Genomic DNA, 14,106 nt, shown 5'->3' on the forward strand with positions numbered 1-14,106 from the left:
ATGACGGCGCCCCGTCCGCACGACCTGCTGTTCGCGCTCCGCCCCGACGCGTTCGCGGTCGACGGTGCGCGGCCGGACTGGCTGGATGCGCGGGCGCCGCTGGTCGTGCGGCGGGAGTCCACCGCAGCCGGCATCGTCCCCGTCGGCGCGCGCGGGCTGCAACGCAACGAGCGCTGCAAGGGCTATCTCACGCTCGACGCGGTCGCTTCCGTCATCACGCTGCGCATACTGGCGACACGCGCACACGGGGCCGACGGCGCCCTGCCCTGCATCGCCGCCCTGCGTGGACTGGCCCCGCGGCTCGACGCGCTCGATATCGAATGGGGCCCGGTGGGCGGCGCCGGCTACTGGCTCGCCTGCGGCCTGCCGGTGCTGCGCGCGACGAGCGACCTCGATCTGCTCGTGCGCCTGCCGCGCCGTCCCGCGGCCGGCGTACTGAAGACATTGACGGCGCTGCACGACGGCCAGCCATGCCGCATCGATATCCAGATCGACACCGGCGTGGGCGGCTTCGCGCTGGCGGAATTCGCGCGGGGCGGCCGCGTGCTGCTCAAGACGGACGCCGGCCCGCGCCTCGTCGACGATCCCTGGGAGGCCGCATGAGCGTCCTGTTCACCTTCCCCGGCCAGGGGGCGCAAAAGCCCGGCATGCTGCGCACGCTGCCGGCACATCCGGAGACGACACGCACGCTCGACGAGTCGGCCGAGGCGCTGGGGCGCGACGTCCTCGCGCTGGACAGCGCCGACGCGCTGCGCTCCACGGTTGCCCTGCAGCTGGCGCTGCTGGTCGCGGGCGTCGCGATGGCGCGTGTGCTGGCGGCGCATGGCGCGGTGCCGCGGATGGTGGCCGGTTTGTCGATCGGCGCGTGGCCGGCGGCCGTCATCGCCGGCGTGCTCGATCTTGCCGACGCCGTGCGCCTGGTCGAATTGCGGGCCCGGCTGATGGAGGATGCCTACCCTTCCGGCTACGGCATGACGGCGGTCGGCGGCCTCACGCGCCGGCAGCTGGAACCGTTGCTCGCGCAAGTCCACAAGCCGGACACGCCTGTTTACCTGGCCAACCTGAACGCGCCGCGCCAACTCGTCGTCGCGGGCCGCGACACCGCGCTGGACGCCGTCGCCGCGCTCGCGCTGGCCAATGGCGCCACCCGGGCTGAACGCCTGGCCGTGCCGGTGCCGTCGCACTGCCCGCTGCTGGACGAGCAGGCACGCACGCTCGCCCGCGCCGCCGCGCGCGTGCAAAGCCGGCGTCCCCATATCACCTACATCAGCGGGAGCGCGGCCCGGGCATTATTCGACGGCGGGCGCATCGTCGCCGACCTCGCCGCGAACATGGCGCGCCCCGTGCTGTGGGCCGACACGCTGCGCCACGCCTGGGAACGGGGCGCCCGCGTGGCGCTGGAGATGCCCAGCGGGTCCGTGCTGACGCGGCTCGCGCAGGACGCGGACTTCGGCGCCGGCATCGCGCTGTGCGCCGACGGCAACCGGCTCGACACGCTCGTGCAGGCCGCACGCGAGGGTCAGTAGCCGGCGCAGTCCAGCGCCTCGTTGACGGCGTCGACGACGGCCTGCGGCTTGTCGGCCTGGATGATGTGGGCGGCGCCCGCGACCACGTGCAGGCTGGAGCGGATCGACAACGCGGCCATCTCCTTCTGGATCGCCAGGTTTTCCGCTTCCACCGCCTTGTTCAAGGCACTCTGCGGCTTGCCCGGCACGGCATACGGACTCACACCGCGCACGAGCACGACGAGCGGCAGGTCGCCGAAGCTGCGGCGCGCGGCGCGCAGTTCCGCGTCGCCGGCATCGCTGGCCTTGATGCCGGCGACCAGGCCGTCCCAGTACGCCGGCTGGCTGACCATCGCCAGGCGCGCCGCCGCCAGTTCGCGGCCGTACTCTTCGCCCGTGCCGCCCGTGCAGGCCGCGAACAGGTCGCTGCCCAGCGCGAACCCTTTGTGCGCGGCCTCGGCGCATTGGCCGATGAATTGTTCCTGCCCCGCGTTCAACTGTTTCAGCTTGCCCTGCGACGCCTTGTTGATCCGTTCCTCCTCGTCCTCGTGGCCCGCTTCGACGAGCACGAGCGCCTTCACATCCTGCGGATAGCGGTACGCATACAGCTGGGTGACCGCCCCGCCGAACGAATTCCCGACGAGGACATACGGCGGCGCGATGCCGGCCTTGGCGAGCAGCGCATGCAGGTCGGTCGCGGCGTTGCCGACGGTGGGCGGCAGCGGCGACGGATCGCTGAAGCCGCGCGCCGCGCGGTCGTACACGCAGGCGCGCGTGCGCATGGCCACTTTCGGCTGCACGCCGTGCCACGTCCAACCACCGTCGCCCGACGGCGCGTCGAACACGACGGTCACCGGCCCGCTTCCGCTGCAATACAGGTTCAGACGGCGCCCGCCGATGTCGACCATCTGGTGCGGCCGGGCGAATTCCCGGTCCGCATCATTGACGGCAGCAGCGGCGGCGCCGGCCGACACGCCGGCCAGCAACAGGGAAAGCAGGATGGGACGTGGCATGGGATCTCCGAGGTGACAAGGAAACCGCCATGCTAACGCACGCCGGCGCCGTCAATACTCTCAAATTTCCACTACATCACTGCGGCAGCGAATTCACGTCCACCGCCGGCGGCGTACCCGTCGCCGGCCGCGTGAAGGTCTGGTTGATGTTCACGTAGTCCGCAAAGAAGCCGCCGTTACGCAGATAGAACTGGCCGCCGTCGACGCCGCCCGCGTAGTCCATGCGCTGGCCGTTCGCGGCCGTCGCATCGCCCGTGAAGCGCGCGGTCGCGATCTCGGTCCACTTGCCGGCCGTGTCGCGGGCCCACTGGTTGCCGAAGCGGACGCTCCGTCCCAGATAACCGTTCGTGTCGATGAAGTTCTCGAGGAACGAGTACACACCGACCTGGTACGTGGTCGTCTGCGGCCGCTTCCACGTCGCGATCAGGCGCCATTTGCCGCCGCCCTCCGGTGCCTGGAACCAGGCGCTGAAGTCCGTGTTACCGGCACCGTCGGGACGGGCGCGCATCAGGAAGCGGTAGGTGTGGCCCGCGATCCAGTTGTAGACGAGGTACGATTGGCCTCCGGTGCCTTCGCCGCCGAAGCCGTTGTCGACGACCTCCGGCCCCTTGCTCACAAGCGTCGTCTTTGCGCCGCCGGGCGCATCCCACACGGAGAACAGCACGCGGCGTTCGTGGGCACCGTTGACCTGGATGCCGAGATAGCCGGCATTGAAGCCGTTCGCCATGAAGTAGGAACCGATCTTGTCCTGGCCCGGCGCCACGGTCACCTCGTTGTAGAAGTACTCCGTATTCGCCGGCACCCTGTAGCCCAGGTGGACCGAGGGCCCGCGCCGCGACCAGTAGTAATTCTCCGCGTCGTTCGCATAATGCAGCGGCGCGTCCGTCGACACGCGCAGCGCGGACACGTCGCCGAAATAGCCGCCGTCCTTGTTCACGCCCTTCAGGTCGACGCGCACATAGCCCGGCGCCGCCACCGCGATGGTGCCGATCGGGTAGGTCTTCGCATCGGCGCCGGACAGCGTCAGGTCGTAGTCCTTGCCGGCCACCGTCGCGCGGACGCGGCTCGTGGAACTGCCGGCCAGGCGCGCGTCGAGCGCCAGCGCCGCGCTGCCGGCGGCATCCATGCGGAACCAGATGCTCGTCACGGTCGCGGGACTCGTCCAGTTGGCGAGGCCGTTGTCGTTGATCTCTTCCGTCGCGTTGGCGGGCGCCTGCGTGACGAACGCATTGCCCGCGAGTGCGACGCGGTAGTCCGCGGCGCCGGCCGCCCCGGGCACGGCGGCGGTCGCGGCCAGCACGGCGAGGGTGCGCAGCATGAAGCTTCTTCGTTTCATCGTCGATTCCTTCATCATCTTGATCAGCCGGCTGGTGGATCGCGGCCGCGCGCCGGCACGGCGGCCGCGGGACGTCAGAAGTTGTACTCGGCCGTCAGGCGCACGGAACGCGGCGCGGCGCGATTGGCGACCTGCAGGTAGTAACGGTTGATGGCGCCGGCATCCTCGCGCGTCTCGTTGTAGCGCGTGACGGTCTGGCGGTCGAACACATTGAACACGTCGGCACGGAACGTCAGCCCTTTGACGCGCGCCGGGCTCCAGGCCGCGTTCAGGTCCAGCTGCATCTGCCAGGGCAGGCGGCCCTGGCTGCCGCGCGGCGCGCTCTGGCCGTTGCAGTAGAAGTAGGCGTCGCCGTAGTCGCCATCGAAGCGCAGGTTGTCCGGGAGCGCGCCGATGCAGTTGCGCGGCGCGCCCGAAATCAGCGCCAGGTTGCCGCCCACCGTCACCTCCGGCAGCACCTGGGCGAAGCCGTAGGCCTTGATCTGGTGACGGTGGTCGCTCGGCAGGTAGCCGTAGGCGTTGTACATCAGTTCCTTGTGGTCGTCGCTGACGGTCAGCGCCACGTCGCCGCCGCCGATCGTGTCCGTCTGGCCTTCCATATTGCCCTTCAGCGCCGACAGCGTGTACGTGACCTTGCCATACCAGCCGTTGCCATACGGGTGCTCGAGGAACAAGGTGACTGCCTTGTACGTGCGCTCCGGCAGCGGATTGCCCCACTCGGCGGCCGTGATGTCGACGCGGCGCAGACCCTTGCCGTCGTTGAAGTCGATCATCAGGCTGTTGTCGCGGCCCGGATTCATGATGGCGCATTGGAAGCCGCCCCAGTGGCTCTCGTCGACATGGTTGCGCGCCGCCCACGCGTCGATGGGACGCTGGTCGCAGGTGTCGTCGTTCGTGTCGTTCAGCCGCCGGTACAGCAGGCTCCCGCCGACGACGATCTGGCGGGTCAGCGCCTTTTCGAAGCCGAACGAGAACTCGTCCTGCGACAGCGGCTTCAGGCCGATGGCCGTCACTTCGCGCGCGTTGCGGCCCTTGCCGTAGAAGTTGTTGGCCGAGTACGCATTGCTGATCGGGTGCAGCCCCGTCGGCGCGCCCGTGGCCGGGTCGACACCCGTGTAGGTGTAGAACTGGCTCGTCGACAGCAGCGGGCTCGCCATATTGCTGGACAGGTTGGACGGTACCGGAAGGTGGTAGCGACCGGCGTTGGCGAACACCTTGAGCGAGCTGTCGCTGTTCACGTCCCACGTCGCGCCGACGCGAGGCGCAATCATGTTCCGCTGCGAGATGAAGGCGTCGCCGTTCGTCGTATAGTTGGTAAACTGCTCGCGGCGCAGGCCCAGGTCGAGCAGCACGCGCTCCGCCACCTGCCAGTGGTCCTGGAGGTACTGCGCCGACTGCACGCTCGTCGGGCGGGCGAGGTTGTCGTTGATATCGCGGCTGACGTAATAGCCTCGCGGGCCGTAGCCGCCGCCCTGCGCCGGGGTCTCGAACGCGCCGTTGATCGGGCGGTTCGGATCGCTGGCCTTGCGATACGTCCAGCGGTATCCGCCCGCCAGCGTCTGGCCGACGAGCGATGCGACCTCGATCCGGTCTATACCGCCGCGCAGGCCGTGGTTCCCCAATTTGTACTCGACGTCCAGGCGCAGCGCCTTCTGGCGGTCTTCCGAACGCGGGTCGACGAGGCTGCCCGTCACGGTCTGCGGGTTGTTGTAGACGAGGCCCGGCACCTGCGTGGACACCGTCGACGACGTCTGCGCGAGCGCGGGATTGTAGCCGTCCGGGATGCGCTGGTGCGTCGTGCGCGAATCGCCGTACAGCGCGGTCACCGTCAGGTCGTCGCGCAGATAGCCCGTGTACTTGACGATGTCCGCGTTCGCGCCCGGTGCAGAGCCGGCGCCGCAGCAGTTGATCGTCTCCTGCCCCGCACCGCGCGGCACATGGTTGCGGCTCAGCGTCGCATAATCGAAACCGGACGCCTGGCTGCGGCTCACGGTGCGGTCGTACAGCTTCGTGTATTCGAAGTGGTGGTCGTCCGTCAGGTTGTAATCCAGCTTCGCCAGGTAGCGGTTGACGGTCGTGTGCGCGCTGCTCCATCCGGTCGGCGACGACGTCCCGGCGCTACTGGCGGCGGCGATCGCTTCGCTGTCCGTCACGGTGCGCTCCAGCGCGACGAAGGCGAACAGTTTGTTGCGGATGAGCGGACCGCCGCCGTACAGGCCCGCCACCCGGCTGCGCGTCGTATTGTCGTGGTTCCAGTACAGCAGCTTGCCGTCCGTGTCCGGGTAGGCGCCCGTCTGCGGATAGGAGGTGTTCTCGGGCGCAGCGCGCAGGCGGGCCGGCAGGTATTGCAGCTTGCCGCCGAATTCGAACTTGTTCCCGCCGCTCTTCGTCGTCACGTTGATGACGCCACCCGTCGACCGGCCGAACTCCGCGCCGTACCCGCCCGACAGCACCTGCATGTTGGCGATGGCGCCGAACGGCAGCTCGGACGCGCCCACCTGCGTGAGGATGTTCGTGACGGGGAAGCCGTTCACGTAGAACGCGTTCTCGGATTGGCCGGATCCGGAGATCTGCGGCGCGTTGCCGTACTGGCTGTTGGTGCCGCGGTTGACGCCCGGCGTCAGCTGCACGACGGACGCCACGTCGTTCGCCACCGGCAGCGCCTTGAGCTCCTTCGCCGTGAACACCACGCCGTTGTTCGTGTTGGAGACGTCGATAGTGTTCCGGCTCGCCGACACGACCACGGTCTGCATGGCCGCCGTCCCGAAACTGGCTTCCACGCCCGAGCCGACGACCGCTTCCACTTCGCGGCTCGCCTCGACGGCGCCGCCGCGCAGCACCTTCACCGCGTAGCGCCCCGGCGGCATCGACGTCGCGGCATAGCGGCCCGACGCATCCGGGCTTACCGTGCGCTGCACGCCCGTGGCCAGGTTCTCGATGACGACGGTCGTTCCCGCCGGCGCGCGCACCTCGCCGAAGATCGTCGTGGTGGCATTCGACTGCGCCCAGGCCTGGCCGCCGCTCGCGGCCAAGGCGATCAGGACGGCGGTGGCATGCCGGATGGCGTCGTGCCGCAGTGTGAAGCGCTTGCTGTTCATGCTTGTCTCCTTGTTGACGGATGCAGCAGTCCCTCCCTGTTCGGGACAGGGGCCGTGCTTCCTTGTTGTGATGGGTATGGGTGGCGCGGTCAGCGCGGCGCGGCGGTGGCCCCTGGACTGCCCGTCAGGCGCGCATTGGCCCAGTTGGCGCAGACCTTGCCCGGACTCGCGCCGCGCGCCCCCAGCGTGCGCAGGCTCAGTTCGCGCAGGCCGCGCACGTCGATCTCGGGCTTCACGACGGCGGGCGGCGTCACGAGCCCGCTGTCGTACAGCAGCCTGGTGCCGCTCCACACCTGGAACTGCAGGCCGCCGTTGCCCCGGCAACTGTCGTCGACGCCAAGGTCGGCACGCAGCAGATCCCAGTCGCCGCCGAGCGCCAGGTCGATGCGGCTGGCCGGACCGACGCCGACGCCCTTGCGGAACCTGAGGCCGTTCATGCGCATCTCGGCCGCCTTGCCGGCCGGCTTGTCGCGCGCCGCCGACTTGGGCAGCGCGAGATCGGACAGATAGACCTGTTTCTCGGGACCTTCGGCGATGCGGTGTTCGAGCACGTGGAATTCCGACACCGTGATCGGCGGGACATCGGCCGGCAGCGCCGCGTCGTAAGCCTTTGCCGGCGCCGGTCCTTGCGCGGCCGTCACCATGGGATCGAGCGCGCTGGCGCCGTCGCCGTCGGGGTTATGCACGCTCAGTACGCGGAAGCGCAGCAGGCGGCCGGCCGTGGCCGGGAAGGTGATCGTCTGCGTGCCCTGCATCAGTTGCAGCCGGCCGCGCGCCACCGGCTGGCCCCAGTCGCCGTTGGTGTCGCCGACATAGACTTCGTAATCGCGCACCTGGCCGCTCTTCCAGTGCTGGTCGTTGCGCGGCGCGATCTCGATGCCGTCGACCAGCCGGCGCTCCGCGAACCCCAGAACCCATTCATGCGGACCGCTGCGCACGGCCTGGCTGCGCACGGTGCGAAACCACGTATCCGGCTTGCCATCGAACGCGCGCTCCAGGCCCTGGCCCGGCTCTTCCGCCGGACGGTTGACGACGACGATGGCGTCAGCCGGAATTGCCCGACCGGTCTCCGGCGCGGCCGGGAAGGCGTCGTCCGCCCGCGCCGCCAGCCCGCCCAGCACGGCGATCCGCAACGGCGTACGGATGTCACGCGCGGCCGTCTTCACGTGCAGCGTGCCGCGCCGGTCGGCGGTGTCGAAGAACCAGCCGTCGTCGCTGGCGTCAAGCGCCGCCAGACTGGCGCGGACCGGCAGCGCGCGGCCATCGGCCTGTACCGCATCCGGCGCCTTCGCGGTCAGCATGCGCAGGCTGTAGGCCCGCTTGTCCAACTGGCCGCCATAGATGCCGTCTACCGCACCGATATCGACGATCGCATCGCCACCGCTCGCCGTCATGCGGATCGTCTGGCGGCTCGACTCGCCCTGTTGATAACGGCGCGTGTTGCCGTCGTCCTCGTACAGCGTGAAGCCGGACTCGCCGCTGACGGGATACACGTCGAACGTCACGCGGTCCTTCGGCTTCTGGCCGTCGTACAGCACTTCCGGATACATCGGCAGGATCGCGCCGGCCCGCACGAACACCGGCAGCTTGTCCAGCGCGACCTGCAGGTCGACGTCGCGTCCGTCCGCGCCGGCCGTGGCCTGGTGGCCGTCCCAGTAGTCGAACCACGTGCCCTGAGGCAGGTGGATGCCCTTGCGCCAGCCGCCGCTCGCCGCCTGGCTGCGGTACACGGGCGCCACGAGCAGGTCGCGGCCCAGCAGGAACTGGTATTTATATTTCTCGGTCCACGCGGACGGATCGCGCGGATAGTCCCACATCAGGCCGCGCACGAGCGGCGCGCCGCTGTCTTCGGCCTCGCGCGCCAGCGTGTACATGTACGGCGTAAGGCGCAGCTTGAGTTTCAGGTAGCGGCGGTTGATGTCGCGGTAAGGTTCGTCGAACCACCACGGATGCTTGCGCTCCGCCGCCGACCAGCCGGACATCCCCATCAGCACGGGCGTGAAACTCTTCCACTGCAGGTCGCGGGTGTAGGTCTCCGGACTGCCGCCGAAGATGCCGTCGACGTCGCCCGTGGCATACGCCTGGCCGGACAGGCCGGATCCGATGAGGGTCGGCACGTGCCAGCGGATATAGTCCCAGCTGGCGCTCTGGTCGCCCGTCCACGTGACGGCGTAGCGCTGCGTGCCGGCCCAGCCCATCACGGTCCAGATGAAGGGACGGCTGTCGGAATTTTTCAGGATGCCATCGTACGCGGCCTTGTTCGCATCGAGCGAGAACTGATAGCCCTTGCCCGTCCACGCGACGTCCAGCTTTTGCACGCGGGTGCCGGCCTGGCCGACTTCCCACGCGATCTTGTCGACGCCGTTTTCCGTCCACAGCCCCGTGCGGAAGCCGTAGCCCGCCAGGCCCTTCACCGTCTCCGGCAAATTGGTGTAGCCGCAGCCGTAGCCGTCGTTCGGCAGGATCCAGCCGCCGGGCATGTCGTGCTCGCGGTAGCGCTTCGCCACGGTGGTGGCGACGTCCGGCGTCTTGCCGGTCGGGCCGTCGCTCCATCCCGGCGGCACCGTGCCCGGCTTCTTGACGTTGTCGCCGTCGTTGTAGCAGTCGGCGTCGCCGAATTCCAGCGCCCAGCGGGGCAGCAGGCGCGCGCGGCCCGTCCATTCGGTGTAACGGGCCAGCGCGCCGCGCATGTCCGGCGCGACGAAATAATAGGCGTCGAAGCGACCTTCCGCATGCTGCAGCGCGATCTGATCGTCGCCGCGCAGGTCGTAGCTCCCGTCCGACCACGTGTTGCGCAGCATGGCCCAGCCCTTGGAACTGAGGAGGAACGGCGCCGGGTTCGGACGGTCGCCCTCTTCCCAGCCGCCCGAATACGACACCGCCAGTTCGCGCCCCTTGAATTCATAGCGCCCGTTCTGCTGGCCGCCGCCGTAGAAACGCTCGGCCGCATCTGTCGACAGCACCTGGACGGCCTGCTTCGCCTCGATGTCCAGCGGCTGCAGTTCGCGCCACAGCGGCGCCGCCTCTCCCGCGCGGTACAGCGTGAAGCGCAGCGGCTTGCGGTCGATGCGCAGCGCCAGGGCCGCCGTCTTCAACAGGATATGGTCGGGCTGCTCCTCCAGCTTGTAGACGGCGCTGTCCGGCGTGCCGACGACGATGGGCGCGGCCTTGTCGCCCGGCCCCGTCAGCTGCGCGGTGGGGCCGGCCAGGATGTGCAGCACGTCGGGACGCGGCAGGCCGATTTGCACGTGGGCGCCGCGGTCGGTCACGATATCCCAGGTGTGGCCGTCCGCGGCGGCACTGATGGAGCGCAACTGGCCCAGCGGCGCGGCGCCGGCAGGGACTGCGGCACACATCCAGGTCAGGGCCAGGGCGGCGGCGACGGGACGAAAACGAAAAGGTCTCTTTGTCATGGTAGCGATCGAAAATTACGTTTTTGTTTCGCTTACTGTAGAAACAAAAACAAGCAAGGTCAACAAAAAGTCGACGAAACGATCGAAAACCACCGCGAAAGACCTACCTCGGGCGTCATATTCTTTCGTTTGCCATTTTGCGCACGCCATTAACTTTCGATGTGTGGCGAAATTTGCACACGCACCGCGGATTTCGCCGCCCCTCTCCATCGTTGTCTGGAAAAATGGCGGCATGCCTGCGGTTGTGCTTTCGTTTTAACTTTCGTGTTTGACATTTCGAAAAATATTCTCTAATCTTGACCTACCCGAACCTTTCGAACACCACGATGACCACCTTACTCGAACGCGATGCGCAATCCTGGCGCGACCTCGGCGGCCTGGCCACCGCGGAGGAAATCGTCCACCAGCCCGCCGTCTGGCGCGCCCTTGGCGGCGTGCTGGCCAGCGAGGGCGCGCGCGTCGCGGACTTCCTGGGCGCGTGCCTCGACGATCCGCGCCAGCGCGTGATCCTGACGGGCGCCGGCAGCTCGGCCTACGTGGGCGAGATCGCCGCGGCCGAACTGAACGCGGGCTGCGCCGCCGACGTGCGCGCGCTCGCCACCACCAGCCTGCTCACGCACCACGAACTCTATCTCGACCCGGCCGCGCCGACGCTGCTCGTGTCGTTCGCCCGCAGCGGCGACAGCCCGGAGAGCCTCGCTGCCGTCAACCTCGTGCGCCAGGTCGTGCCGGGCGCGCGCTTCCTCCATATCACCTGCAACGCGGCCGGCAGCCTGGCGACGCAGGCCGCCGGCGATCCCGCGGCCTGCGTGCTGCTGATGCCGCCCGCAAGCTGCGACCGCGGCTTCGCGATGACCAGCAGCTTCACCAGCATGCTGCTGGCCGCCTTGTCCGTGCTCGGCCGCCAGCTCGAGCCCGCCGCACGGCTGGCTCGCCTTGCGCAACTGGGCGAACGGGCCCTCGCCGACTGGTCCGCGCCGGTGGCGCGGCTCGCGCAGCGGCCCGCGCAGCGCGTCGTCTACCTGGGCAGTGGGCCGCTCGAAGCGCTGGCGAAAGAAGCCGCGCTGAAGATCCTGGAACTGACGGGCGGCCGCATCCTGGCCCTGGCCGAATCGCCGCTGGGCTTCCGCCACGGCCCCAAATCCGTGCTGGACGAGACCTCGCAAGTGATCGTGTTCGCCAGCAGCAAGCCGCTGGCGCGCCGCTACGACAACGATCTGCTGGACGAACTGCGCCGCGACGGCATCGCCGCCGACGTGCTGACGGTGGGTGCCGGCGGCGACTTCGCCGCCGATGCGCCGGCATGGTCCGACGCGTGGCTCGCCCCGCTGTGGCTCCTGATGGCCCAGCAATACGCGCTGCAGCAATCGATCCGCTTGCAGCTGCGGCCCGACAATCCGTTCGCCAGCGGCACCGTGAACCGCGTCGTCCAGGGAGTGACCATCTATGACCACGCTGCCTGACGGCTGCCACGGCATCGACATCGGCGGCACGAAGATCGAGATCGTCTCGTTCGACGCCGCCATGTGCGAAGTGCACCGCGAGCGCGTGGCCACGCCCGGCCAGGACATCGTCGCGTTTTCCCAGGCCATCCATACGCTCGTGCGCAACGCCGATGCCGCCCTCGGCGCGCGCGCGCCCGTGGGCATTGGCCTGCCGGGCATCACGGACACGTTCACGGGTCGCCAGCTCAGCACCAACGTGCCGGCATTGAACGGGCGCCAGGCGCACCGGCTGCTGCAGCACACGCTCGAACGCCCGCTCGTCATCGGTAACGACTGCCAGTGTTTCGCGCTGTGCGAAGCGGCCGGCGGCGCGGCGGACGGCTTGCCGACCATGTTCGGCGCCATCCTCGGCACCGGCGCCGGCGGCGGCTATTGCGCGGACGGCAAGTTGATGCGGGGCCTGAACGGCATCGCCGGCGAATGGGGCCACTGGTCCCTGCCCGCGGCGCTGCTCGCGCGCCACGCCCTGCCGCTGATCGACTGCCCGTGCGGCAAGGTCGGCTGCACGGAGCGCTATGTGTCCGGCCCCGGCATGAGCGCGCTGCACCGCCACTTCGGCGGCGACGCCGCCGAGCCGATCGCGCTGGCCGCCCGCGCGAACGCCGGCGACGTCCTCGCGGCGCGCACGCTGGCCGTCCACCTGGACCTGCTCGGCCATGCGCTGGCGAACATCGTCCTCGCCTTCGATCCGCACGCGATCGTGCTGGGCGGCGGCCTGTCGAATCTTCCGCACCTGTACGAGCGTCTGCCGGAAGCCGTCCAGCGCCACCTGCTGCGCGGCGTCCAGGCGCCCGCTATCCTGCCTCCGCGCTTCGGCGACGCAGGGGGCGCCCGCGGCGCGGCGTTGCTGCTGCGCCAGCAACTCGACACGATCCCGCATCCATGAACACGCAACCTTCTCCGATCCAGCAAGTGATCCAGGCGCACCGGCGCGGCGAACGCGTCGGCCTGGCCAGCATCTGCTGCAGCCACCCGGCCGTGCTGCGCGCCGCCATGCGCGTGGCGCTAGCCCACGGCAGCCTCCTGCTGGTGGAAGCGACGTCCAACCAGGTCGACCAGTCCGGCGGCTACACGGGCATGACGCCGGCCGTCTACCGCGACTACGTCCTGCACCTGGCGCGCGAACTCGGCTTCCCGGTGGAGCGCCTCGTGCTGGGCGGCGACCATCTCGGCCCCAACGCGTGGCAACACCTGGACGCGGCCACCGCGATGGCGCACGCGGAGACGCTGGTCGCCGCGTATGCCGGCGCCGGCTTCCACAAGATCCACCTCGATTGCAGCATGCGCTGCGCCGACGACCCGCCCGTGCTGCCGGACGAGATCGTGGCCGAGCGTTCGGCGCGTCTCGCCCGCGTGGCCGAGGATGCGGCGTATGCAGCCGGCTTGCCGCCGCCCGTGTATGTGATCGGGACCGAGGTGCCGGTGCCCGGCGGCGAGGCCGCACTGGAAGACGCAGGCGCCCCCACGTCGCCCGCCGCCGCGCAGCGCACGCTGGACGTGCATTGCCGCGCCTTCCTCGGCGCGGGCCTGCATGCCGCGTGGCGCCGCGTCGTGGCGATGGTCGTGCAGCCCGGCGTCGACTTCGACACGAGCCGCATCCTCCATTACGACGCCCCTCGCGCCGCCGCGCTGTCCGCCTTCATCGCCGGCCACCCGGGCCTCGTGTTCGAAGCGCATTCCACGGACTACCAGCGCGAAGCGGCCCTGCACGAGATGGTGCGCGATCACTTCGCGATCCTGAAAGTCGGCCCGGCCGCCACGTTCGCCCTGCGCGAGGCGCTGCTCGCGCTGTGCCAGATCGAGGACGAGCTGGTCCCGGCAACCCAGGCGTCGCACCTGATGCGGGTGCTGGACGACGTGATGCTCGCGAAGCCCGACCACTGGCGCCGCCATTACCGCGGCAGCAGCGACGAACAGCGCCTGCTGCGCCGCTATGCCTTGAGCGACCGGTGCCGCTATTACTGGGGCGAGCCGCCCGTGGCGGCCGCGCTGGAACGGCTGTATGCGAACCTGGAAGCCGTCGCGATTCCGCTGCCTTTACTCAGCCAGCACCTGCCGGACCAGTATGCGGACGTCGTGGACGGCAAGCTCGAGCCGAAGCCGCGCTCGCTCGTGGAACACAAGATCGCGCGCCTGCTGTCTCAGTATACAAGGGCTTGTTCGCGCAACACGGCGGAACCGGTCGGCAACGCGGCCGCGATCTGTTAAGCTCGGCCTTTTCCGACCGACCGCACCG

9 protein-coding genes are annotated in these 14,106 nt (G+C 69.3%); 5 read left to right on the top strand and 4 right to left on the bottom strand.

Going from position 1 to position 14,106, the window contains the following annotated elements; genetic code table 11:
- Positions 1–603 (top strand): malonate decarboxylase holo-ACP synthase, encoded by a 603-nt coding sequence (locus BVG12_RS05510; protein ID WP_075791542.1) that lies wholly within the window; start codon positions 1–3, stop codon positions 601–603.
- Positions 600–1,526 (top strand): malonate decarboxylase subunit epsilon, encoded by a 927-nt coding sequence (gene mdcH / locus BVG12_RS05515; protein WP_075791543.1) that lies wholly within the window; start codon positions 600–602, stop codon positions 1,524–1,526. The genes BVG12_RS05510 and mdcH overlap by 4 nt, the downstream gene beginning before the upstream one ends.
- Here mdcH and BVG12_RS05520 read toward each other — a convergent pair.
- The 4 genes from BVG12_RS05520 to BVG12_RS05535 form a co-directional block, all read right to left on the bottom strand.
- Entirely contained in the window at positions 1,520–2,518 is a 999-nt protein-coding gene (locus tag BVG12_RS05520; RefSeq protein WP_075791544.1) for an alpha/beta fold hydrolase, read from the bottom strand. The two genes, mdcH and BVG12_RS05520, sit on opposite strands and share 7 nt — an antisense overlap.
- Before the next feature lie 76 nt (positions 2,519–2,594).
- Entirely contained in the window at positions 2,595–3,854 is a 1,260-nt protein-coding gene (locus tag BVG12_RS05525) for a DUF3472 domain-containing protein (protein WP_229503814.1), read from the bottom strand.
- 74 nt (positions 3,855–3,928) lie between these two features.
- Positions 3,929–6,952, bottom strand: a complete 3,024-nt coding sequence (locus BVG12_RS05530; protein ID WP_075791546.1) for a TonB-dependent receptor — start codon at positions 6,950–6,952, stop codon at positions 3,929–3,931.
- A gap of 89 nt (positions 6,953–7,041) precedes the next feature.
- Positions 7,042–10,365 (bottom strand): TIM-barrel domain-containing protein, encoded by a 3,324-nt coding sequence (locus BVG12_RS05535; protein ID WP_075791547.1) that lies wholly within the window; start codon positions 10,363–10,365, stop codon positions 7,042–7,044.
- 326 nt (positions 10,366–10,691) lie between these two features.
- On the opposite strand from BVG12_RS05535, the gene BVG12_RS05540 reads away from it, so the two are divergent.
- From BVG12_RS05540 to BVG12_RS05550, 3 genes are read left to right on the top strand one after another with little or no spacing between them, the layout of a single operon-like run.
- On the top strand, positions 10,692–11,828 hold the full coding sequence (locus BVG12_RS05540; RefSeq protein WP_075791548.1) for an SIS domain-containing protein: 1,137 nt from the start codon (positions 10,692–10,694) through the stop codon (positions 11,826–11,828).
- The gene (locus BVG12_RS05545) at positions 11,812–12,756 is read left to right on the top strand and encodes an ROK family protein (protein ID WP_075791549.1); all 945 of its coding nucleotides are present in this window, start codon (positions 11,812–11,814) and stop codon (positions 12,754–12,756) included. The genes BVG12_RS05540 and BVG12_RS05545 overlap by 17 nt, the downstream gene beginning before the upstream one ends.
- Positions 12,753–14,078 carry a D-tagatose-bisphosphate aldolase, class II, non-catalytic subunit gene (locus BVG12_RS05550; protein WP_075791550.1) on the top strand — a complete coding sequence of 442 codons (1,326 nt, stop codon included), beginning with the start codon at positions 12,753–12,755 and terminating at the stop codon, positions 14,076–14,078. The genes BVG12_RS05545 and BVG12_RS05550 overlap by 4 nt, the downstream gene beginning before the upstream one ends.
- Positions 14,079–14,106: the final 28 nt, after the last annotated feature.

It is taken from the genome of Massilia putida (genome assembly GCF_001941825.1).
GTDB classification, from domain to species: domain Bacteria; phylum Pseudomonadota; class Gammaproteobacteria; order Burkholderiales; family Burkholderiaceae_D; genus Telluria; species Telluria putida.

Excerpts from the sequence above, each read along its gene's own strand:
- BVG12_RS05525 (WP_229503814.1), bottom strand. The coding sequence starts at position 3,854 with ATGAAACGAAGAAGCTTCATGCTGCGCACCCTCGCCGTGCTGGCCGCG.
- BVG12_RS05550 (WP_075791550.1), top strand. The coding sequence starts at position 12,753 with ATGAACACGCAACCTTCTCCGATCCAGCAAGTGATCCAGGCGCACCGG.
- BVG12_RS05535 (WP_075791547.1), bottom strand. The coding sequence starts at position 10,365 with ATGACAAAGAGACCTTTTCGTTTTCGTCCCGTCGCCGCCGCCCTGGCC.
- BVG12_RS05540 (WP_075791548.1), top strand. The coding sequence starts at position 10,692 with ATGACCACCTTACTCGAACGCGATGCGCAATCCTGGCGCGACCTCGGC.
- mdcH (WP_075791543.1), top strand. The coding sequence starts at position 600 with ATGAGCGTCCTGTTCACCTTCCCCGGCCAGGGGGCGCAAAAGCCCGGC.
- BVG12_RS05530 (WP_075791546.1), bottom strand. The coding sequence starts at position 6,952 with ATGAACAGCAAGCGCTTCACACTGCGGCACGACGCCATCCGGCATGCC.
- BVG12_RS05520 (WP_075791544.1), bottom strand. The coding sequence starts at position 2,518 with ATGCCACGTCCCATCCTGCTTTCCCTGTTGCTGGCCGGCGTGTCGGCC.
- BVG12_RS05510 (WP_075791542.1), top strand. The coding sequence starts at position 1 with ATGACGGCGCCCCGTCCGCACGACCTGCTGTTCGCGCTCCGCCCCGAC.
- BVG12_RS05545 (WP_075791549.1), top strand. The coding sequence starts at position 11,812 with ATGACCACGCTGCCTGACGGCTGCCACGGCATCGACATCGGCGGCACG.